A 20,211-nucleotide genomic window follows, 5' to 3' on the forward strand; every position below is an offset into this window, starting at 1 on the left:
CCTTCCTGAGATCAGCGAGCGCGCGCACGCAACTCGACAGCGGCGCACTCACATTCGCTCCGGTGCGCTCACACCGAGCAACCCGAGTCCGTTCGCCAGCACCTGCCGGGTGGCCTTGACCAATTCGAGGCGGGCCGCGTTGAGAGCGTTGACGGGTTCCTCACCCCGGGGCAGCACCCGCATATCGTCATCGGACTGGAACGGGTGATACGCACCGGCCAGTTCCTCCAGATAGCGCACGACCCGATGCGGTTCGCGCATCTCGGCCGCGCTCGCCACCACCCGGGGGTATTCGCCGAGGGTGCGGATCAGCTCGCCCTCACGATCGGAGGTCATCAGGCCGAAATCCGGTGCGACGGACGCGAAACCGAATGCCGCCGCATTGTCGATGATGCGGCAGGTGCGGGCGTGCGCGTACTGCACGTAATAGATCGGGTTCTCGTTGTTCTGTTTGGTCCACAGATCCAGATCGATATCGATACTGGAATTCACCGACGAACGAACCAGGGAATAGCGGGCGGCGTCGACACCGATGGCCTCGACCAGATCATCGAGGGTGACGACGGTGCCGGCGCGCTTGCTCATCCGCACGGCCGAGCCGTCCTTCACCAGATTCACCATCTGGCCGATCAACACCTCGACGGTGTTCGGATCGTCGCCGAACGCGGCGGCGGCGGCCTTCAGCCTGCCGATATAGCCGTGATGGTCGGCGCCGAGCATGTAGATGCACAGGTCGAATCCGCGCGCCCGCTTGTTCTGGAAATAGGCGATATCGCCCGCGATATAGGCGGAAGTGCCGTCGCTCTTGATGACGACGCGATCCTTGTCGTCACCGTATTCGGTGCTGGCGATCCACCAGGCGCCGTCCTTCTCGTACAGATTGCCCGACGTCTTCAAATCCTCGACGGCCCTGTCGACCGCGCCGGAGGCGAACAGCGAGCTCTCGTTGAAATACACGTCGAAATCGGTGCCGAAATCGTGCAGGGTCTGCTTGATGTGGGTGAACATCAGCTCGACGCCCTCGCGCCGGAACAGTTCGTGCCGCTCGTTGTCCGGCAGGTTCAGCGCATCAGGATGCTGCGCGAGTAGCGTCTCGGCGATCTCGTTAATGTAGGCGCCCGCGTACCCGTCCTCCGGGGTCGGAGCGCCGGTCGCGGCGGCGACCAGGGAGTTGGCGAACCGATCGATCTGCGCGCCGTTGTCGTTGAAGTAGTACTCGCGGGTGACATCGGCGCCCTGCGCGGCCAGAATGCGCCCGAGCGCGTCACCGACCGAGGCCCAGCGCGTGCCGCCCAGATGGATCGGCCCGGTCGGATTCGCGGAGACGAATTCCAGGTTGATCGCGGTGCCGCTCAACACGTCGGCGGTGCCGTAATCCGCGCCGGCGGCCAGCACCTTCGTCACGATCACGGCCTGCGCGGCGGCGGCGAGCCGGATGTTCAGGAAGCCGGGGCCGGCGACCTCCGCGGCGGCGATGCCGTCCGCGGCGCCCAGCGCGTCGGCGAGCCAGCCGGCCAGCTCCCTCGGGTTCGTCCCCGCCTTCTTCCCGACCTGAAGAGCCACATTCGTGGCATAGTCACCGTGTTCCGGATTACGCGGACGCTCCACAGTGACCTCGGCGGGGAGGACCTCGGGGTCCAGTCCACGTTCGACGAGCACCTTCGCGGCGATCACGCGGAGGAGGTCTGCAAGGTCAGCTGGAGTCACGAGTCTCTATCCTATGGTCTGGGCAGGTGAACACCTTCGGGCGGGCACCACGCAGCACAGCGCAATCATCACGTCGAGAGAGCACAACGAGCGATGCCGAGTAGCAATAGTGCCTCGAAGTCGGCCAAGGCCGTCCGAGCCGCAGGGAAGGGCTCGCCCTCCCTCAAGAAGGGGGGCGGCGGCAAGAGCCGGCTTCCGGGGAAACGCCAGATCCCGTGGTTGGCCATCGGCGCGGCCGTGGTAATCATCGCATTGGTCGGCGCACTGGCCTACAGCCTGGTCCCGAAGTACCGCGAGCGGGCCGACCTCGACAAGTTCACGCCGAGCGCGCAGAAGAAGGATCCCTCCGACCAGATCGAGGGCGTGCTGAAGAAGGACTACGCGCAGGGCGCCGGTAAACATATCGATCCGACCCAACGGGTGGCCTACGACCAGACCCCGCCCTTCGGCGGTCCCCACGACCAGGCGTGGGCGGCATGCACCGGGGTGGTCTACAGCAAGGCGATCCGCTCCGAGAACGCCGTGCACTCGCTGGAACACGGCGCTGTCTGGATCACCTACAACCCGGACAAGGTCGACGCCGCGGGCATCGAGACCTTGCGCAAGAAGGTCGAGGGCAAGACGTACACGCTGATGTCGCCCTACCCCGGGCTCGACAAGGCGGTCTCGCTGCAATCCTGGGGCCACCAACTGAAGGTGGACAGCCCCGACGACAAGCGGATCAACCAGTTCATCACCGCGCTTCGCCAGAATCAGTTCGCCTACCCCGAAGTCGGCGCGGACTGCTCCAATCCGTACTTCGACCGCGACAACCCGACCCCGTTCGATCCATCGCCGGTCGGCCCCGGCGCGGTGCAGATGGACGGATCCGGCATCATCACCGACACGGCAGAGCTGAGCGGCGGTAGCGGGGGGCTTCCCGGCATGCCGAATATTCCGGGCGTGCCGTCGTTGCCGACCGGAATGGCGCCGCAACCGCAACCAGCGCAGGGGCGGTAATGGAGTCCGCACCCGGGAATCCGGGTTCGGATTCGCACGAACCCGGCGACGCGACGGGGACAGGACTCATCGCGCAAATCCGTCGCCAACGCACCGCTTTACTCGTCCTCGGCGCGATCGGCGCCATCCTCATCGGCTTCGCCATGGGCACCCTCGCGCGCATCCCGCTCGACGGAGCCTCCGAACCCGACCCTGACGTCGTCGATATCGGCTTCACCCAGGACATGTCGGCCCACCACGCCCAAGCGGTGGAGATGGCAGGCATCGCACTGATGCGTTCCACCGACACCGACGTGCGCCGCCTCGCCTACGACATCATGACCACCCAACAGGCCCAGATCGGGCGCATGCAGGGCTGGCTGCAACTGTGGGGCAAGCCCGCGCAGAGCGTCGACGGCTACATGGGCTGGATGACCGCATCGCATACCGGCGGCCACGACCACACCATGACCGGCCCGACCGCGACCATGCCCGGCATGGCCACCGCGGACGAACTCGCGGCCCTGCGGCAATCCGCTGACCTCGACCCGCTCTTCCTCCAGCTCATGCTGCGCCACCACCAGGGCGGCCTCGCCATGATCGAATACGCGGCCGAACACGCGACAACCACCGCCGTGCACACCCTCGCCGCCACCATGGCCGAAACCCAGAAAAACGAATCCCAACTCATCACGAAACTCCTCACCGCACGGGGCGGCGCACCACTCCCCCTCAACTGAGACGAACCAAATAACCCGGCCCCACCCGCTTTTTGGCGGACGGCAGACGATGCGATACGCTTTCCCCGCCCGATCCGACGGCTAGCCGCCGATCGAGAACTATCCCGCCCTCGTAGCTCAGGGGATAGAGCGTCTGCCTCCGGAGCAGAAGGCCGCAGGTTCGAATCCTGCCGAGGGCACCAAAGGCCATCCACCAAATCTCCAGGTGGATGGCCTTTTTGATAGCCCAGCTGCCCGGTTCTCGACTGACCGTAGGTAGCCGTCGGTTGCCCCTCTCGACCGGTCGATCTTGCACGCGAGTTGCACGGCAGCGCGCGGTCGAGGCCCCAGCGATCTACCCATAGATTTACTACCGACTGGTCGAGTAGAGCTCCACCGGGTCTTCCTTTGATCCGAGGTTGCGCAAAAGCCATTGGCCATCGACCAGGCGCATCAGAAGTGGAAACACCAGCTGCACTTCACCTCGCCACGTCCAGCCGTTTTCAAGGGCAGAGGTGTCGTAGAGGTACAAGACTTCCAAGTCCGGGCCTACGATCTCAGCTTCAGCACCGATCCCCCAGTGTTCCGCCGGAGGCAGAACACTTCTGAAACTCCGCACATAGACTCTTTCGAAGTGATGCCAAAGGGGATGCTCCGGGTCGGGGGAAGTGAGCGCGTTCACTACTTCGCTGGGATTCCAGCGGTTCCGGTCGATATCGCGATGGTTGTCCTGCACCCACTTCCTCGCCAGCGAGTGTCTGAGGTCGAGGTCTACTTTCGACCACACCGACCGCAGGTCGCCATCTCTGACGGCCGGATGTAAGAAGTCCCACGCGATTTGCACCAGTTTCCGATGGTCATCGAACATTACGAGCCTCTCCGGTGACATTGTCCGGAGGTGGGCAAGCCAGGCGTGCAGGGCAGGGTCAGCCAGTTCGATCTGTTCGTCCGTAAGTTCCAACAGCGACACGATTTGGGGTGTCGACTCATCGCCGGATGTTGCTTGGTCTTGCGCGGGCAGCAGGGCACGCACGGATTCCACGAATCGGGGCGTGAGCGGTATCAAGGCCGTAAGCAGTTCCCCGACGGTCTGCGGGGGGCGCTGGTTGCGGCCCACTTGGTCACCCATAGACCTCAGCACAGCGGCGGGGTCGAGGGCGAGTTGATCGCGCAAGAACTCATCTGGATGGATGGCTTCGACTCCCAGCGGCTCAAGCGCAGACTTGGGAAAGTCCTTTAGGTTCGCTGTTACGATCAGGCTAGCGCCTGAAATGACGGCGGCTGCCAGCACGTGGCGGTCTTTCGGATCATTGGTCATCGCAGGGATCAACTCCCTGTAACCACGCGATTCGTCCTCCGCGAACGGAAACGCGGTTCGCATCTGAGCAACTCTTCGCTGTGCCCGTTCTGCTGGCACATTGAGCTTCCTAATCAGATTTCGCTCGACCTCGTCAAGCAGGTCGGGCGTCCACACCGGCTGGAACAGCTCAGCGTCGGCCAACGTCAACAGCAAGTCATTGAGAGTCTGCGGAATCATCACGCACGCATCGAGGACCACTCGAAACCCTGGCATAACATTCTCTCCGTTACCGGGTCTCGAAAAAGCCGTCAACAGCCTCGTCCGGATCGCCTGCCGACTCCTCAGCCATCTCCTCAAGGACCTCGCGTCGACGCTTCCGCAACTGCTGCTGGAACTCAAGCACATCGGCCAACTCAACCCGACGGTGTCGCCCGGGCGTTGTGAACGGGATCTTGCCTGAACGCAGCAATCGCACAAGGGTCGGACGGGTGATCCCGAGGATCTCTGCCGCCTCTTGAGTGGTCAACACAGTCCGCTGGGGCTGAATAGTGACGGCCTGCCCAGCCATGAGCGCCGCGACCGCGTCCGCAAGCACCGTCCTGACCGCGGTTGGCAGAGGCGCCGCCGCGCTGGCCGACGCCACCGAGACATCGCCGTCTCCGGCGAGGATGTCCCGGAGCAGGGGCAAGCTGTCATCTTCGTCCGTTGCGGAAGGTAGGACGGTGTGGTGCAGTACTTCGGCCATATTCAAAGCTAAAACGAAAAAAACGAACACGCAAGGCGACTCACCGTCTCGCAGATGTCTCGCAGACGTCTCGCAGATGTCCCGCAGACGAGAAGTCCCAAGAATAAGCGAGACAGATCCCCCGAACTTGCTTTGACCTGCGCCTTCGGCGTCTCGCCTCTGCCTGCCCCCACGCTGATTCTCTAACGCTTCGCTGTATTTAGAGAATCAGCGTGGGGGCAGGCAGAGGCGAGAAGAGATCAAGTGAGCAGTGAGCGAACGGAAGAGAGAGACCAGAAGGGAGGGGAAGACCACAAGAGGAGGGGTTGGGAGCGGGTTGGGTAGGGATGTGAAAGTTGCGTCTAGGGCACGCAAGGTGAGTAGAAGGTCTGGGTGTCGAGGCGTGTACGGGCAGGTGCGGAACCGGAGGAGATGACCACAAGAGGAGGGTGAGCACCGCTGGGCAAGTGACCGCTTAAGAGGTGAGATTTTTGATGCGTAGGCGCCGGTCTGGTTGATGCCTACGCGTCAACTTGATGCGTAGGCATCAACCAGGCATCCACGAAACCGGACAGCGTCGAAGGCACTTCCCTTAGGAGTTCTTACCTCTTACGAGGTAAGGCCGTCGATCGGTCCGCAGCCACGCACGAAATTACCTCGTAAGAGGGGAAAGCCGAGGCTTGCGCATCAAAGCCTTGATGCCTAGGCATCATCGGATCGCGGCGTTGGAGACGCGAACGACGTCTCCCCTCTTACGAGGGGAAATGTTCAGCTATCGGGATGCCCGCGCGGCGGCTCGCAGCCGAGCGGTTCGGGTGGGTACCAGAGTTACCTCGTAAGAGGTAAGAATTGGCGCATAGGCATCAAATGATAGCCATCGCGAGCGGCACTGAGACTTACCTCTTACAAGGGAATTTTGAGGCATGGGAGTCGATCTGATAGTTGATGCCTAGGACTCAACTTGAGGCATATGCATCAAGTTCGGATGTCCAGAATTCTGGACACTGTCCCGGTGACCGGCGGCGGTCAGACCTACCTCTTAAGAGGGGACTTCTCACGCCGTGGACGGTCGCCACGCCTACCTACACGTCCATGCCGATGCGACGGGCAAAATCGGCTAACGCCGGTCCAGCGGACGAGTTGATACGCATGAGGTCACGAACACTGGAATGGACAAGACTGTGGCTGCGAACCTGTTCAGGGGTCACGCTCTCAGCTGTCTCCAACGCCGACAAGGCCCGGTCCACATTCCGTCGCTGCGTCCAGGCGCGCGCCACGTCAATTGCCAAACGTCCTTGACGCTCAGCCGACAACCGAGACGCATCGATACCGGCCGCGATCCTGATTGCTTCGCCTGCATCACCCAACTCAACCGCAACGGCAACCTCGTGCAGCTGGACGTTGGTAGGCCCGAACTCTGTGTGATAGTCATTGCGGTCTCGACCGAGACGAGTCGCGGCGACTCGCGCTTGTTCGATGAACCTCCGCGCCTCCTCAGTTCGGTCAGTCCTCGCCGCGATGATGGCCAGTTGAAGCGTGAGGGCACCGAAGACGCTCAAGGCTTCCGGAGCACCCTGTGCCGCAAGTTCGCTCAATGCTGCCTGCGCGGTAGCAGCCGTGTGTTCAGCCTGGTCAAGCTGATTCGCACCTTGGAAAATAAGCGTCAGCCTAAATGCCCCTTCACCCATCAGGAGCGGATCAGAGGCGCGGGCGGCGTCAGATATCGCCCGATCAGCCGCCACCCACGCGGCGTCGTACTGCCGCAGTTTGGCGAGGGCGGCGGCGCATGCGTGGTAGCACCGGGCAAGTTGCGCGAAAGCACTTCGTGGATCGGTCGCGGTCGCAGCCGCAGATTCCAGGCGCGGCAACAGAACCTCAAGCAGCGAAATAAGTTCCTCGTACTTGGCCTCATGGGCCAGGGTCCATGCCTGTTCAGTGCCGCTCTCCAAGCTGTCCGTATCGGCCACCAGTCCTGAACTCGCGTCGATCAGAGCCCGCAGGCCGAAGTTGGCACTCAGCAGCGACCGCAACGGCACCGCTTCTGATGGCACCTGTTCGGCCGCAACCGCGGGCGCATTTGGCGCAAGTTCCGCAAGCGGAATATCGAGTACTGCCGCAATCCGCTCCAACACATCAAGCGCCTTGACGGCTCGGATTCCCCGCTCGACTTGAGACAGCCACGTCTCCGACCGATCAATGAGCGGCGCGAATTCCTTTTGCGACAACCCTTTTCGTACTCGGTGGGCTGCGATCTTGCGGCCGATTTCGACGTCGTGTTCAGTCATGGCCAGGGAGCGCCTTGCCCGAGGTTGGAGTAAGAAACTCGACACGAGTTGTCACGATGAACCGATCCCGCTCGGTCAGGAACCGGACAGTGTGAGGCTGCGCTTCATGTGCGTCAAAGGCCGCACGGTCTTCGTACACCTCATAGAACAGTCGAGCGAGAGGCTCGCCCTCCACCCGGTGCGTGACGTAGGAGAGAGTGCCCGGCTCCAGGTCGCGAATCTGTCGGACCGTGTCGGCAACAAGGACGTCGAACGCCTCAGCGCTCGCGGGATCTCTCAGGTCGAAGCGTACGACCAGTGCGTACATGTCCAGTCCTCCTAGTCCGGGATGGATGTCCTACGTGGCCCGATGGTACGGGGCGCCCGCACTTAAGTGCGGGTTCCAGACATCCACACTTTTGTACTAGACACACACTAAAGTACCCCTTACGCTCCATAGGTGTCTGTTGCTGACCTCACAACCGATCGCAGAAGTCGGCGCTAGAGACACAAAAGGCTCCTCAGTGATTCGCAGTCACTGAGGAGCCGATGCACCGGGGCGGATGCTCGTCCGCCCCGAATTCACTTCAGGATGAGAGGTCGCTGAAGCATGTCCAGTGTAGAACGATCCGACCAGGCTCCTCGCTGGTACGGGCTCGGAGCGAATACCGCGTTCGAGAAGTCGGCATGGTGGTCGATACCCGCCCGCCCCAGGTCACAGGCCGCGATCGATGCCATCGAACGGAAATGGCACACCGATCACCCCGACCGCGACGAACGTGTCCAGGCTCGGCGTGACGCCGACGCGGTGCACCTCGCGGCGAGTCAGGATCTCGACGAACTCCAGGCCCGGCGAGATCGCGAGACCACGCAAACCCGCCAGGAAACCCCGGAGAAGGGACGCGCCCAGCAAGAACGGATGCGCGAGTTGATGTCCTGGGTCGACGCGCACTCCCCGATCAAAGAACGCGACATCCACCCGCAGCGCGAACCCGACCGGAACCGGTCTCACAACCGCAAACGTGGTGTGGAGCGCTCGCGATGAGCCAGCAGCGACGTACACCGAATCACCGTTTGCGCAATGCCATGGTCGAGGCCGGACTGACCATCGAGCGGCTGGCCGAACAGCTCGATATCGACCCCAAAACCGTCGAACGCTGGGTCCAGCTCGGCCGCACTCCGTACCCGGCGAACATGCTCAAAACCGCTGTGACGCTGGGCGTGCGCGAGTCGGAGCTATGGCCCGACGCGATAGCCCAACGCCGCGAACACGACTGGCGGGCCAGTGACCGCATGCGGGAACTGATGTCGTGGGTCGACGCGCATTCTCCGCTCAAGGAAGCCGACATCCACCCGAACCGCGGTACCGACCGGGAGCGCGAACCCGCACCACCACTGCCGCAGCCGGTGTATCAGCGCCGCGGTCGTGGCGACGGACTGGACCACACCCGATGACCCGCCCGCAGACCGAGGGCAACGAACTCAAAGCGATGCTGCGCGAACGGTTCTGGTACACCCACTCGAAGTTTCGCCACGAATTCGACAAGGCCGCCGCCGAACACGCGCCGTGGATGGTCGGCCACGCACCCGCACGGGGCACCCTCGCCCGCTGGTGCTCGGGTGGACTCAAAGACCTGCCCTACCCCGACTACTGCCAGGTCCTCGAAGCGATGTTCCCCGGCGTCGAAGCACGCGAGATGTTCGGCCCTGCCCAACCACGCACCAACGGACGCCGACCACTGCCCACACCGCCACCACCGCCCGCACCGAATCCACAACCTCGCCCTGGTGAACGAGGCGCCGACACTCCGCCCGCGGCCGGTACAACGATCCACACCAACGCCCGCATGCGCGCGCTCATGTCCTGGGTCGACCAGAACTCACCACTCAAAGAACGCGACATCCACCCCCAGCAGCCGGACCGATACCGCTCCTACAGCCGCGGTCACGGTGTCGAGCGCAGCCGATGAACGCGCGGCCGTGACCCGGGTTTCGTTACCGCACGGCCGCAACCGGACATAGACGAGACACCGGTGGACAGAGCACGTCCAAGACGAGACAAAGACGTCCGAGATAGGACCGCCAGGGCGTCGAGACGAGACCGGTCTCTTCGGTCTGATTGCAATACAACGTCTTCCACGAATTCCAGCAAAGGGGATAGCCATGGCCACAGACCGCACTCAGGGGACTTCTACGGCCATCCACGGTGCCCAAGACGTCTCGAGCGGTCCGGCTATGGGGTGAAGAAGTCCTCGAAATTTCGGTCTTCTTGCAATGCAACGTTTTCCACGCTCTTCCAGCAGAAAGGGGGTCGATTCCTGATGAACCATAAGAAGAGGGAGCAGGCGGGTGGAGGCAAGGTGCCGGACGAACGGGACCAGCGCATCCGACACCTGCGCGATCTCGGAGCCACCTACCAACAGATCGCGCGACAGCTGGGCATCGCGGCACCAAAGGTCGAGGTGGTGCTGGGTGAAGCTACCGCCTTGCGAGAGGCCGGTTTCACGGTGCGTGAGATCGCTGAGCGGGTCGGATTGCCGCGTGCGTCGGCGCATCGGCTGATCGCGGATAAGTCGGGTGCGTCGTCGCTGTGGACGGCACGGCGTACGACCGCGGTCGCTGGTTTGGTCGACTTGTACGGGATGCAGACCGACGTGTTGGCCTGGTACCTGAACATGGACGAATCGCATGTCTACGGGCTGGTCAAGCAGATGTACGCCGATCGGCTGGTGACGAAGCCGGTCGAGGTGCTGGCGGGTGCGAAGTGGGTGGTACCGACCGGGGAAACCGCGGCGTCATACCTCGGCTGGCGCCCGTACACGGTGTGGAAGCCACCGGATAAAGACGTCGAGCACTACCGTGCCGTCGCCCAGGCCCGGATCATGCTCGCTGGGTCCGACCCGCACCGGTGGGTTTCCGAACGTCGACTACGCCACGACGCAGAAGTCGAGCGGCGCCGGTCGAGGTCGAGGTTCGACTCCACCGGACATATCCACGACGGCCGGTTCCTCGGCCGGGTGAGCGGCACCTATGGGTGGTGGGCGGTCGAGGTCGAACGGACCCAGAAAAGCGCATCGAACATGGACAAAGCCCTACGAGGCGCGATCTGGGCCGCCCGCGACGCCCAACCCGAACCCATGATCGGGATTCTCTACCTCTACCGCGGGCGCACGGTCGAAAAGACCGTCATGGCCGCCGTCGACCGACTCCCCGACGAGCTGGCCAAGCTCGACATGCACTTGGCCCTACACGATTTCGACGCCGAGTGGACGAAGTTCCTCGGTCACCGGGCAGCGGTGCGCGCGACATCGGTCCCGAACCTCTCCCCTTCGCCTGCCTCCAAGGATGTGTCATGACCAGCAACGAACTGCGCGACGATTACTACTACGCCACCGGCCGCGAGTCGCGAGCCCTGTTCGCGGTCGTACAGCACCGCGCGATGCAACCCGATGTCCTGGCCAAGCTCCTCGGCACCGGCCGCAATCATGTCTACGAGATGCTTTCCGGGCTGCGCGAGGGCGGGATGGTGGAACCGCTGCGCAAGGTCGGTGCCGGTCCGAAGTGGATTGTGCCGACCCGCAAGGCGATACGGCAGATGCTCGGCCGTCCGCTCCCGGACTGGACACCTTCCCGCTTGTGGTCGGTGCGGGCGCGCGCCACGGCGTTGACGCGGATCGCGTTGGGCGCCACCGGGATGTTCGAGTGGGAATCCGAACGCGAACTGCGCTATTTCGAGGGCTACGAAGGCCGGTTTTTGTTCGAGGGGCGCGCGCACCTCGGAGACTCGCTAGTCGCGGTGCGCGTCGATATCGGCAGCTCCCCCACAGCCAGCAACCTCACCGAAACGGTGGTGCGCGCGGTGCGCACCGCGCCTGATTTCGGGAGCGGACTGCTCTGGGTGTGCGCCGGAGACACCCAGCCCGACGCGGTTCTGCGCACCGTCGACCGACTCACACGCACCGGAGTCCTCGACAACGACAGTGCGCTACGAATCGCCGCAGTCGACTACGACGATCTCACCGACCCGAACGTCCCTGTCATCACACCGTGGGGTGTGGCGTGAGCGAACCACTACACACCACCGGTGAGACACCCCGGGACAGCAGGGACAGCGGCGCGCACCACACCAGCGCGCCGACGCCCACCGTCGACGCCACGCAGCGCGCCGACGCCTACCCGACGCCTACCACCAGCGCGTCGACGCCGACCGACGCCTACCCGACCAACCAACACCGACCGACCGGTACCGATCCCGAACCACTGTTCGATGTCACGTCAAGTAACAACGTGCGCACCGGGCGGGACACCCTGCGCACCGTCGAGCGCACCGCGCGGGACAGCGGTGCGCACCACGGGACACCGACTGTCCCACAGGGAGACACGGTGCGCACCGGGCGGGACACCTACGCACCGGATGAGACACCCGCTGTCCCGCAGCGCACCACCGTACGAACCAACGCGCCGCACCGAAACGGAGAGACCACCATGAGCGGAGGCAAAGATCGCACCGACGCCAAATACCTGAGTGTGCCGCAAGCCGCGAGCTACCTCGGGACCACCGAGCGGTTCATCCGGCGAATCGTCGCCGAACGCCGGATCGTGTTCTACAAGGTCGGCCGTCACGTCCGTTTCTCGGTCGGTGACTTGGAAGCGTTCGCCCAGGCCGGACGAGTCGAGCCGATCTCGGTCACGTGGCACGGTGGCCAGGTCGGTGCCTGATGCCGAAGAGTTCTCGCCGTCGCTTCGGTGCGGTCCGCCAGCTGGCCTCGGGCCGATGGCAGGCATCGTTCACCAGCCCCAACGGGCAGCGACAGAACGCACCGAATACCTTCCGCACGAAGACCGACGCGGACCGCTGGCTGGTCAACATCGAAGCCGAGATCAGCAAGGGCGTGTGGATCGACGGCAACCTCGGGCGCCAAAAGTTCCGCGACTACGCCGCGGCGTACCTGGAGCACAACCCGAACATCGGGGAGAAGTGGGCGGAGGACTGTAGGCGGAACATGCGCCTGCACATGGTGGATCTGCTCGACCTGTCCCTGGTCGCCATCACCGGCCCGGTAGTCCGCAGCTGGCACGCCAAAGTTCTCGCGGGCAAGGGTGGCCGCACGGCTATCGCCCAGTCCTACCGTTTTGGTCGTACCGTGATGAACTGCGCGATCCGGGACAACGCGATCCGAGCGAACCCGTTCAACATCAAGGGCGCTGGCGCCGACAAGGCCCAAGAGCGACCGGTTGCGTCGGTCGCCGAAGTCGCGGATCTGGTCGAGAAGATCACTCCGAGGTACCGTGCCGCAGTCTTGCTCGCGGCATGGTGCGGGCTTCGCCGCGGGGAGATATGCGGTCTGGCCGTCGCTGACCTCAACTTGGAGAACAACGAGGTGTGGGTTCGACGGAACCGCGTCGAACTGTTGGAGTCACCGCGGAAGTTCGACAAGGACCCGAAGACGCCAGCGGGCAAGCGGCCCGTGTCGATTCCCCCGCATCTCAAGCCGTACCTTGCCGAGCACTTGGAGAAGTGGGCGGGTAAGCAATGGCTGTTCGTCGGCCGCGGCGGCGACCGGATGCGCGGAGACGCGATCCGGAAGGCGTTCACCCGTGCCCGCAACCGCGCCGGGGTGAGCGTCACGTTCCACGACCTCCGGCATACCGGTCAGACCCTCGCAGCGTCGACCGGCGCCAGCCTGGCCGATCTCAAGAAGCGGCTCGGTCACGCCTCCGACGTCGCGGCCTCGCGGTACCTACACGCCGTCGACGGCCGAGACAAAGAGATCGCGGCCGAGTTGAGCAAGTTGGCCGCTCGCGGAACCGCAGCACCGCTGCCCAAGTCGATCGTGGTGAAGAACTAATGCAGGTACTCTTGGAGGCTATGTCCGCTACGCTCGCCGAACTCGAAGCTCGGGCTGCCGCGCTCGAGGCCGAACGAGCCGACTACCGCGCGGTTCTGGCTACCGTCAACGCTCTCAGCCAGCAGACCCGCGAGCGGCTCGACCAAGTGGGCGAGAGAATCGAACGGGTCGACAGCCGCGTCGGTCGCATCGAAACCAAGCTCGATGACACCAACTCGCGGGTGCGGTCCATCGAGGAATCCGTAGCCGAAGTCAAGGATCTACTCATCCGGGCGCTGGACAACAAGTAACCCGCTATCGCACGTGAGTTGCACGCACTGCCCTCTGTAAGCCTCTGACCTGCATAGATACTCACTGCCTCCGGAGCAGAAGGCCGCAGGTTCGAATCCTGCCGAGGGCACACACGACAAAGGCCCCTGACCAGCGCATGACCGGTCCGGGGCCTCTCTCGTCCGAGCCATCAGCCCGCGTCGATGACACGAGATGACACAACCTCCCCCAAAGTCCGCGCCGCCTCCCGCAGAGCGTCATCCTGCGAATGCGTGTAAATCCGCGCGGTGACACTGGCATCCGCGTGCCCCAACCACGCCGCGATCACCGCCAACGGAACCTTGCGCAAGTGCATCGTCGTTCCGCAGGTGTGACGCGCGTCATGCAGACGGATGTGGCGCACACCGGCCCGCTTCACCGCCTTCGCCCACCGATGCGTGATCGTGTCCGGGTGATACGGGGTGCCGTCCTCGTTGCACGCCACATAGTCGCCGTCCCGATACGCCTCCCCCAGTTGCATCCGGTCCGCTCGCTGCCGACGACGCGCCCGCCGCAGCACCTCAACCATCTCGTCATCCATGGGCAGGGTCCGAGTCCCGGATTCGGTCTTGGGATCATCCTCGACCGCCTTCCCACCAGCGGACGACCGGCCGATGTGCACGGTCAGCGTCTTGCGTTTCAGATCGACGCCGCTCCAACGGAGCCCACCCAGCTCACCCCGCCGCAGCCCGCACAGCGCCAGGAACCACAGGTGCCCGTCCCGGTCCTGATCCAGGCTCGCCAGCAGCTTCGAGACCTCCGCAGGCGTGTAGGTCACCGGCTTGCGCTTGCGGCCAGCTTTCGGCTTGATCGCACGTGCGACGTTGGCAGTCAGGAACTTCCGCTCGGTGGCATAGTCCAGCACCATCGAAGTCGTCTCGACGGTTCGCTTGAGCGACCGAGCGGCCCACGGTCGGCGGACTCTCCCCTTGGCGGTCTTCGTCCCGCCCGCCTTGAGCCCGGCAACCAAGTCGTCCACGTGCTTCCTGGTCAGCTTCTGAACCGGCAGCCCGCCATGCAGTTCCCTCAGCGGTGCCAGGTTGTATTCGTAGCCCGCCAGGGTGGTCGGGCGAGCCCAATGCAGACTCTTAAGGAAGTCCGCGCACACCTCCTCCACCGTCACATCCTTGCGCGGCACGAAGGCCCCGGACACCGCATCGGACATGAACCGCACGAGAGCGTCCCGCGCCTCTCGCTCCGTGCGATAGCGCCGACGCACCTGATGCCGACGACCGGTAGTCGGATCAACACCGGCATCCGCCCGTACCTGGTACCGGATCACCGACTTGCCCGATTGCCGATCCACCACAGTCACCTTCGTGATCTGCGGAGGCAACTGCTGACGGCTCATGCTGCCGCCTGGTCGAGTCCGGCGATGTAGTCGGTCACGGCCTGTTCGGTGACGAACCGGCGACGGCCGATCTTGACCGAGCGGAGCTGCCCGGTGCCGATGAGTTCGTAGTACTTGCTGTGCCCGATCGGGATCAGCTTGCGGACCTCGGTCTCGTTGAGCAGTTTGGACATGGCGGGTTTCTCCTTATGCCGCGACCGGGTGTCCGGTCGAGTTCTGTTGGGCTGCAACGGTTTCACGTGAAACCAGGCCGCCTGGCGGTCCTTCGTCCCGAGCGAGTTGGGCGGTGGCGTATTGGGCGCGGCGGGTGATCTGGGCCGCGACCGCCGCCATGACCAGGTGTGAGCGTGGGGGCGCGTCACGGTCGCCGGGACCGACCGGCGTGATGCGCAGGTGGGAGGTGTCGGGTGGGATGATCCCGATCTCGGCCAGGCGTTCACGCACGTATTCCATGCGTTCGGCTTTGTGGTCGGGCAGGGTCTTGCCGGTCCATTTGGTGGAGGCCACGCAGCGTTTGCCCGGGACGCCGAGCAGGTCTCGGCGGTGGTTCTTGCCTCGGCAGTGTCCGGGTTGGGTCTTCTCGGTCGCGCCCTTGGGGACGATGCCGTAGCGCAGCCACACCGCGCAGGTGGGCGAACACGGAGTGCGTTGGAGTTCGGCGTGTAACCGGTCGTAGTGGCGGTTCACGCGCGCGCTGTCGGCCTCCAGGACTTCGGTGACGGACTTGGTGAGGTACTTGGTCAGGTAGGCCACCTTCTGATCCATCTTCGGTGTGCCCGCGAGGATTTGGACCGGCTTGGACTGGCCGCCGAAGGTCATCGTGTGGGCGGGTTCGATCTCGTCCACGGAGGCGATCACGTCCAGGGCGTCATCCCAGTAGGTCAACGCCCGCTTGGTGCGTGGGTCGGTGAAGGTGCCTGCCTGGTGGTCCCAGACCGGCATAGCGTCGTCGGTGTAGACCTCGTGGTCGAAGTGGGGCCACCAGATGTTGACGAACGTCGCGTCGGTCACCGCGTAGAGCAGGTTCGTCGGCACCGATCCTCGGATGGCGAGGTGGATGTGGGGTGCGCCGCGTTTCTGGGGTTCGACCGAGCCCCAGTACTGCACGTTCCATCCGACCGCCCTGCGGAGGTTCTGTACGAACCGCTCGAACAGGGCTTTGAAGTGCATGATGTCGCGGGCAGCGCGCCGGTAGTCGTAGGTGTCCGGGTCGACGGGTGAGCCGTCCGACACCCAGGCTCCGCGTTTGTCCTTGCCGCCCTCGGGGTCCCAGACGCGGTTGATCTGGCCGTAGGAGTCCATGGTCATGGTCCAGAACGTGGAGGGTCGGTATCTGCCGTCGGCGTAGGCGGTGCCGACCGTGGTTCGGGCGACCTTCTTGCGGGGCAGGTCGGGCAGGTCGTCACGCCGCCTGGTCGACTTCGCCTTGCGGCGGGGCTTCTCCTCCAGGGCTGGGAGGCGGCCCCGAACACCGAGTTCACGCAGCTCGGTGTCGAGGTCGGCCACCAGAGTCTTTATCGCGTCCGCGAGTTCGCCGTCACCGTCGCGGCGAGCGTCGTGGAAGGAGTCGAACAGCGCCGCCCGAGCACCGAGCACCTCGGTTTGCGCTTCGGTGACGACGGGTTCGGGGGTGACGGGTTCGTGGTCGGCGCACCACCCCTCGCGCAGTTGCATCACCCGTACGCCCTTGTTCGCTTTCGCGCAGGCGGGGCAGGTGGAGGCCACGGTGGCTTTGCAGGGTGCGCCGATGTAGGAGACGCGGGCGGTGTTGGGGTCGAACGCCCGCATCGGCACCACCCGCGCGCACACGTCGTGTTTCTCGGCCGCGTCCTCGGCGATATTCCGAAGGTCGGGCATCGCGCGACGTTCAGCCGCTGTCTGCCGATTCGGAGCCACAGCGCCCAGCGGAGCCGAAACCGTTCGGGCAGTGCCTATTTCGCTCATCAGTACCACACGTCCGCTCCGTCGCCCTCCCACGGCAGCGCCTCACGCGCCCGCCGATCCAAATCCGCCGCCCTCAGCCGCGCGCCCTCCTCGCGGGCCTCCTTCAGCTCCCGCCGATAACGCGCCCGACTCGACTCGACACGACTCCGCTTCGTCGCCATCACGCCACCGCCGCCGCGTTGAATACGCTCTACACTGGACATGCTTCGAGGACTCCAATCCGTATGAGGCACTGACCGAAGCGGGTAGCCGCCCACTTTCGGCACCGACTCCCCTGCGACTACGAATCGCCGGGGAGTCGTCTCGTTCATCCCCCGTTGTCTGCAAACATCCTGTCGAGGGTCTTTAAGTCTTCATGAAGACCTGAAGACCAGTAGACCACCGAACCCGGGGGTGGTCAAGTCTTCATGAAGACCTACACTTAGATGCATACGACGACGAAAAAGACAAGGGCATACGTGGACAACACCAGTGCGTTCGCGCCGAAGTACCGACGTATCGCGGAAGTGATCCGACAGGAGATCAATGCTGGCGGGCTCCAGCCAGGTCAGCAGCTGCCAACCGCGCAGGAACTAGGCCGCCGATACGACGCCAGCCTTCCGACAGTGCGACAGGCGCTCAGCGTGCTTATCTCCGAAGGGCTGATCGAGTCACGTCAGGGAATCGGCACTTTTGTCAAGGAGACTGATCGACTCCAGCGCCCTGGATGGCGACACTACGGCCGCGCACGCGCTGATCAGAAGTTGCTGACTCCGCACCTTCGCCACGAAATCGTGTTCGCAGGAGTCGAGCCAGTTCCGGCACATGTCGTGGATCTTTTCCCCGATGGCACGACAGAGGTTGTCACCCGGCGACGCCATCTCTATGACAAGGAAACCAATCGCCCGGAGGAGATCGGCGCGAGTTACATCCCGATGGAGATCGCCGCTGGCACCTACCTGGAGATGCCCACCGTCGTTCCCAAGGCCCTGTTTCTCTGCATCGAAGAGCTGTCCGGGAAACGCTACGCAAAGGCCCTGGATCGCCTGATCGCCCGGCCCGCCACCTCCGAAGAGGTTTCGATACTCCACCTAGCGGATGGTGCACCCGTCGTCCATGTCGTCCACTGCGCAAGCGCTGAAGATGGCACCGTGCTCGAAGTCGCGGAGTCGATCTGGCCAGCCGACCGGACACTGATCGTCAATGAGTACCCGATCAGCACAGAAGCCTAGAACCGCGCTTCCTGGAGTGGTTGCTGAATTTCGCTATATAGAGTCAAGAGCGCCCCGGCGGCGCTCCGCGCCGCCGCCGCGCACGCCACGCAACGGCACCCTCCTCGCAGGCTCGTCGGGCACCGGCGCGGCGGTGCGTCGGCGGACGGGATCGCCGCCGGGGCGCTACCGACTTACCGCGGACTCCCGCATCACCTCCGAAGCGTAGACAGGCACACATCTGCCCGCGTCGGCATTGCTGAGAGAATCCGTCGAGCCCGATCCGGACTGGCCCCGTCGAGCCGATATCGTCGGCGCCGCGATCCGGTCGACTCACAAACGGGCTGCCGCACGAGCTTCGCTCGCTTGCCTCGGAGACCACCTACCGCACACCGAGCCGTGGTCGATCCCAGCCGATCCGATACCGGCCCCGAGTCCCGTCAAGAGCGCTCGAAGAACCGGCCGAGCTGGGTAGATGGATTGCTGAGTGAAACCGGCGGTCAGGTGCAGGAGAGTGGTTGCGTAGCTCCCTGCCTCCTCATGGCCCGATTGTCTGACCTCACTCGGCCGAGTCAAGGGAAAGAGCGCCCTTGACACGACCTCCCTCAGCTCAGGATGGCCAGTATGAGGAAGCAGGGGAAGGGAAGTCACCCGAACATTCCGATGACACGAAGGTGACACAAGCGCCCCGAACACGAGCAGACAGACCCGGACGAAACCCCGCGATTCGATACGCCAGCACCCCACCGAAGACCCCGGAAACTGCCCCTGACCTGCCTCCGGAGCAGAAGGCCGCAGGTTCGAATCCTGCCGAGGGCACCGCAGGCCGTCTATCAGGACCACTGGTAGACGGCCTTTTTCGTATCTCCGAGAAGTATTGGCGAGTGTCCGCCTATAGCCCTGTTCACCGCCTTCGGCCGTTAGAGCTTGCACGCAGGTTGCACACCAACCCGGTTCCTGCGGTCAGGAGGTACGGATGGGGATTGCAGTCGCGCTGATCGGACCGTCGATGGCGCTCATCGGAGTGGCTTTCGGGCCCTGGCTGACAGCACGCCGCTGGAAGCGGGAGCAAGAGCGGCAGGAGGCGGGTGATTTCCGCTGCGGCCCAGTCGGAGTCGGCGTAGGCGGCAAGGGCGGGGCCGCGCCAGAGGGACAGTGCGGCGCCGAGGGCTCGGTAGTGGGTCGACAAGTCGGGTTCGGTGGCGGCGGTGGCGAGCAGGCGCTCGAAATGCCAGGCGTCCACGGTGGTGGGTTCTGCGCGCAAGGCATAGCCGGGAGCTTGGGATATCACCACGCGGGCGGGGGCACGGGGCGGGCGATGGGGTTCGAGGGCGCGGCGGAGATAGGAGATATGGGCTTGCAGTGCGCTCGAGGCTTTGGGCGGCGGTTCACCCTGCCACAGATCCTCGATCAGCAGATCGGCCGACACCACCGCGCCGGCGGCCACAACCAGCCGCGCCAGCACCGCGCCCTGCATGGGCCCGCGCAAGGCCGCTGGGCGGCCGTCGACCGTCACACGCAGCGCGCCCCGGGTAGACCTTCCGCCACCGCCATGGCCAGAACCGCGAGCACGATCAGGGCTCCGCCGGCGCGGCCCATGCGGGGACGTGGTGCGACCAGGGCGCAGACCGCGATCAACAACGCTCCCAGCAGGAAGGCTGCGGCGAGCGGCCCGGTCACGGGCAACGCGGCGTCCTCGATTCGATGTTGCTCGTGGTGCGACAGTTCCGGGGCGACGTAGATCTCGTGGTAGGCGCCGATCGGAATGCCCAGGGTCAGACCTAGGTTCTGTCTCGAAGTCTGTGATGGTGTGGCATCGCGTAGCGGCGCCACACCATCGGCATGTTCGGTGAAAGTGGGTGGCCGCGTTGGCGTA

21 protein-coding genes and 2 tRNA genes are annotated in these 20,211 nt (G+C 64.3%); 13 read left to right on the forward strand and 10 right to left on the reverse strand.

The genetic code is table 11. The annotated features are described in order from the left end of the window. Window positions 1–48: 48 nt before the first annotated feature. Complete coding sequence (gene argS / locus ABZS43_RS32540; protein ID WP_355039827.1) at window positions 49–1,707, reverse strand: arginine--tRNA ligase; 1,659 nt, start codon at window positions 1,705–1,707, stop codon at window positions 49–51. A gap of 93 nt (window positions 1,708–1,800) precedes the next feature. Between argS and ABZS43_RS32545 the strand changes: the two genes are divergently transcribed. The 3 genes from ABZS43_RS32545 (at window position 1,801) to ABZS43_RS32555 (ending at window position 3,607) form a co-directional block, all read left to right on the forward strand. Further along, a complete protein-coding gene (locus ABZS43_RS32545; protein ID WP_355039828.1) occupies window positions 1,801–2,706 on the forward strand; it encodes a DUF3105 domain-containing protein in 906 nt (301 codons plus the stop codon). Next, complete coding sequence (locus tag ABZS43_RS32550) at window positions 2,706–3,425, forward strand: DUF305 domain-containing protein (protein ID WP_355039829.1); 720 nt, start codon at window positions 2,706–2,708, stop codon at window positions 3,423–3,425. Before ABZS43_RS32545 ends, ABZS43_RS32550 begins: the two co-directional genes overlap by 1 nt. A gap of 106 nt (window positions 3,426–3,531) precedes the next feature. Then, a tRNA-Arg gene (locus tag ABZS43_RS32555) sits at window positions 3,532–3,607 on the forward strand. Window positions 3,608–3,774: 167 nt separating this feature from the next. Here the strand turns inward: ABZS43_RS32555 and ABZS43_RS32560 are convergent. From ABZS43_RS32560 to ABZS43_RS32575, 4 genes are all read right to left on the reverse strand, one after another. Then, window positions 3,775–4,962 (reverse strand): PIN domain-containing protein, encoded by a 1,188-nt coding sequence (locus ABZS43_RS32560; RefSeq protein ID WP_355039830.1) that lies wholly within the window; start codon window positions 4,960–4,962, stop codon window positions 3,775–3,777. 28 nt (window positions 4,963–4,990) lie between these two features. Further along, window positions 4,991–5,449, reverse strand: a complete 459-nt coding sequence (locus ABZS43_RS32565; protein ID WP_355039831.1) for a helix-turn-helix domain-containing protein — start codon at window positions 5,447–5,449, stop codon at window positions 4,991–4,993. Between the two features lie 1,061 nt (window positions 5,450–6,510). Next, entirely contained in the window at window positions 6,511–7,713 is a 1,203-nt protein-coding gene (locus ABZS43_RS32570) for a helix-turn-helix domain-containing protein (RefSeq protein WP_355039832.1), read from the reverse strand. After that, the gene (locus ABZS43_RS32575; protein WP_355039833.1) at window positions 7,706–8,020 is read right to left on the reverse strand and encodes an antibiotic biosynthesis monooxygenase; all 315 of its coding nucleotides are present in this window, start codon (window positions 8,018–8,020) and stop codon (window positions 7,706–7,708) included. Before ABZS43_RS32575 ends, ABZS43_RS32570 begins: the two co-directional genes overlap by 8 nt. Window positions 8,021–8,302: 282 nt before the next feature. Between ABZS43_RS32575 and ABZS43_RS32580 the strand changes: the two genes are divergently transcribed. The 9 genes from ABZS43_RS32580 (at window position 8,303) to ABZS43_RS32620 (ending at window position 13,941) form a co-directional block, all read left to right on the forward strand. Further along, window positions 8,303–8,737, forward strand: coding sequence for a hypothetical protein (locus tag ABZS43_RS32580; RefSeq protein ID WP_355039834.1), 435 nt, complete (start codon window positions 8,303–8,305; stop codon window positions 8,735–8,737). After that, window positions 8,734–9,147 (forward strand): helix-turn-helix transcriptional regulator, encoded by a 414-nt coding sequence (locus ABZS43_RS32585; protein ID WP_355039835.1) that lies wholly within the window; start codon window positions 8,734–8,736, stop codon window positions 9,145–9,147. The genes ABZS43_RS32580 and ABZS43_RS32585 overlap by 4 nt, the downstream gene beginning before the upstream one ends. After that, window positions 9,144–9,662: a hypothetical protein gene (locus ABZS43_RS32590; RefSeq protein WP_355039836.1), complete on the forward strand. Its 519-nt coding sequence runs from the start codon at window positions 9,144–9,146 to the stop codon at window positions 9,660–9,662. Before ABZS43_RS32585 ends, ABZS43_RS32590 begins: the two co-directional genes overlap by 4 nt. Before the next feature lie 351 nt (window positions 9,663–10,013). Next, window positions 10,014–11,048 (forward strand): helix-turn-helix domain-containing protein, encoded by a 1,035-nt coding sequence (locus ABZS43_RS32595; protein ID WP_355039837.1) that lies wholly within the window; start codon window positions 10,014–10,016, stop codon window positions 11,046–11,048. Next, entirely contained in the window at window positions 11,045–11,755 is a 711-nt protein-coding gene (locus tag ABZS43_RS32600) for a helix-turn-helix domain-containing protein (protein ID WP_355039838.1), read from the forward strand. Before ABZS43_RS32595 ends, ABZS43_RS32600 begins: the two co-directional genes overlap by 4 nt. After that, window positions 11,752–12,411: a helix-turn-helix domain-containing protein gene (locus tag ABZS43_RS32605; RefSeq protein ID WP_355039839.1), complete on the forward strand. Its 660-nt coding sequence runs from the start codon at window positions 11,752–11,754 to the stop codon at window positions 12,409–12,411. Before ABZS43_RS32600 ends, ABZS43_RS32605 begins: the two co-directional genes overlap by 4 nt. Next, a complete protein-coding gene (locus ABZS43_RS32610; protein WP_355039840.1) occupies window positions 12,411–13,541 on the forward strand; it encodes a site-specific integrase in 1,131 nt (376 codons plus the stop codon). The genes ABZS43_RS32605 and ABZS43_RS32610 overlap by 1 nt, the downstream gene beginning before the upstream one ends. Before the next feature lie 20 nt (window positions 13,542–13,561). Beyond that, window positions 13,562–13,831, forward strand: a complete 270-nt coding sequence (locus ABZS43_RS32615; RefSeq protein WP_355039841.1) for a hypothetical protein — start codon at window positions 13,562–13,564, stop codon at window positions 13,829–13,831. Window positions 13,832–13,860: 29 nt separating this feature from the next. Next, a tRNA-Arg gene (locus ABZS43_RS32620) sits at window positions 13,861–13,941 on the forward strand. Window positions 13,942–14,001: 60 nt separating this feature from the next. On the opposite strand, the gene ABZS43_RS32625 is transcribed toward ABZS43_RS32620, so the two are convergent. From ABZS43_RS32625 to ABZS43_RS32635, 3 genes are read right to left on the reverse strand one after another with little or no spacing between them, the layout of a single operon-like run. Then, window positions 14,002–15,201: a tyrosine-type recombinase/integrase gene (locus tag ABZS43_RS32625; RefSeq protein WP_355039842.1), complete on the reverse strand. Its 1,200-nt coding sequence runs from the start codon at window positions 15,199–15,201 to the stop codon at window positions 14,002–14,004. Then, complete coding sequence (locus ABZS43_RS32630; protein ID WP_355039843.1) at window positions 15,198–15,374, reverse strand: hypothetical protein; 177 nt, start codon at window positions 15,372–15,374, stop codon at window positions 15,198–15,200. The genes ABZS43_RS32625 and ABZS43_RS32630 overlap by 4 nt, the downstream gene beginning before the upstream one ends. Window positions 15,375–15,387: 13 nt before the next feature. Next, entirely contained in the window at window positions 15,388–17,058 is a 1,671-nt protein-coding gene (locus ABZS43_RS32635; protein WP_355039844.1) for a replication initiator, read from the reverse strand. 545 nt (window positions 17,059–17,603) lie between these two features. Here ABZS43_RS32635 and ABZS43_RS32640 point away from each other — a divergent pair. After that, on the forward strand, window positions 17,604–18,356 hold the full coding sequence (locus ABZS43_RS32640) for a GntR family transcriptional regulator (protein ID WP_355039845.1): 753 nt from the start codon (window positions 17,604–17,606) through the stop codon (window positions 18,354–18,356). Window positions 18,357–19,239: 883 nt separating this feature from the next. On the opposite strand, the gene ABZS43_RS32645 is transcribed toward ABZS43_RS32640, so the two are convergent. Together ABZS43_RS32645 and ABZS43_RS32650 are read right to left on the reverse strand one after the other, a co-directional pair. Continuing rightward, complete coding sequence (locus ABZS43_RS32645; protein WP_355039846.1) at window positions 19,240–19,851, reverse strand: winged helix-turn-helix domain-containing protein; 612 nt, start codon at window positions 19,849–19,851, stop codon at window positions 19,240–19,242. After that, a partial coding sequence (locus ABZS43_RS32650) for a hypothetical protein (protein WP_355039847.1) occupies window positions 19,848–20,211 on the reverse strand: 364 nt, incomplete at its 5' end. The genes ABZS43_RS32645 and ABZS43_RS32650, both read right to left, overlap by 4 nt.

The sequence above is a fragment of the Nocardia sp. NPDC005366 genome (assembly GCF_040606855.1).
Lineage (GTDB): Bacteria > Actinomycetota > Actinomycetes > Mycobacteriales > Mycobacteriaceae > Nocardia.

Coding starts and splice junctions, on each gene's coding strand:
- ABZS43_RS32545 (WP_355039828.1), top strand. CDS start 1,801: ATGCCGAGTAGCAATAGTGCCTCGAAGTCGGCCAAGGCCGTCCGAGCC.
- ABZS43_RS32550 (WP_355039829.1), top strand. CDS start 2,706: ATGGAGTCCGCACCCGGGAATCCGGGTTCGGATTCGCACGAACCCGGC.
- ABZS43_RS32565 (WP_355039831.1), bottom strand. CDS start 5,449: ATGGCCGAAGTACTGCACCACACCGTCCTACCTTCCGCAACGGACGAA.
- ABZS43_RS32570 (WP_355039832.1), bottom strand. CDS start 7,713: ATGACTGAACACGACGTCGAAATCGGCCGCAAGATCGCAGCCCACCGA.
- ABZS43_RS32575 (WP_355039833.1), bottom strand. CDS start 8,020: ATGTACGCACTGGTCGTACGCTTCGACCTGAGAGATCCCGCGAGCGCT.
- ABZS43_RS32580 (WP_355039834.1), top strand. CDS start 8,303: ATGTCCAGTGTAGAACGATCCGACCAGGCTCCTCGCTGGTACGGGCTC.
- ABZS43_RS32585 (WP_355039835.1), top strand. CDS start 8,734: ATGAGCCAGCAGCGACGTACACCGAATCACCGTTTGCGCAATGCCATG.
- ABZS43_RS32590 (WP_355039836.1), top strand. CDS start 9,144: ATGACCCGCCCGCAGACCGAGGGCAACGAACTCAAAGCGATGCTGCGC.
- ABZS43_RS32595 (WP_355039837.1), top strand. CDS start 10,014: ATGAACCATAAGAAGAGGGAGCAGGCGGGTGGAGGCAAGGTGCCGGAC.
- ABZS43_RS32600 (WP_355039838.1), top strand. CDS start 11,045: ATGACCAGCAACGAACTGCGCGACGATTACTACTACGCCACCGGCCGC.
- ABZS43_RS32610 (WP_355039840.1), top strand. CDS start 12,411: ATGCCGAAGAGTTCTCGCCGTCGCTTCGGTGCGGTCCGCCAGCTGGCC.
- ABZS43_RS32615 (WP_355039841.1), top strand. CDS start 13,562: ATGTCCGCTACGCTCGCCGAACTCGAAGCTCGGGCTGCCGCGCTCGAG.
- ABZS43_RS32625 (WP_355039842.1), bottom strand. CDS start 15,201: ATGAGCCGTCAGCAGTTGCCTCCGCAGATCACGAAGGTGACTGTGGTG.
- ABZS43_RS32630 (WP_355039843.1), bottom strand. CDS start 15,374: ATGTCCAAACTGCTCAACGAGACCGAGGTCCGCAAGCTGATCCCGATC.
- ABZS43_RS32635 (WP_355039844.1), bottom strand. CDS start 17,058: ATGCCCGACCTTCGGAATATCGCCGAGGACGCGGCCGAGAAACACGAC.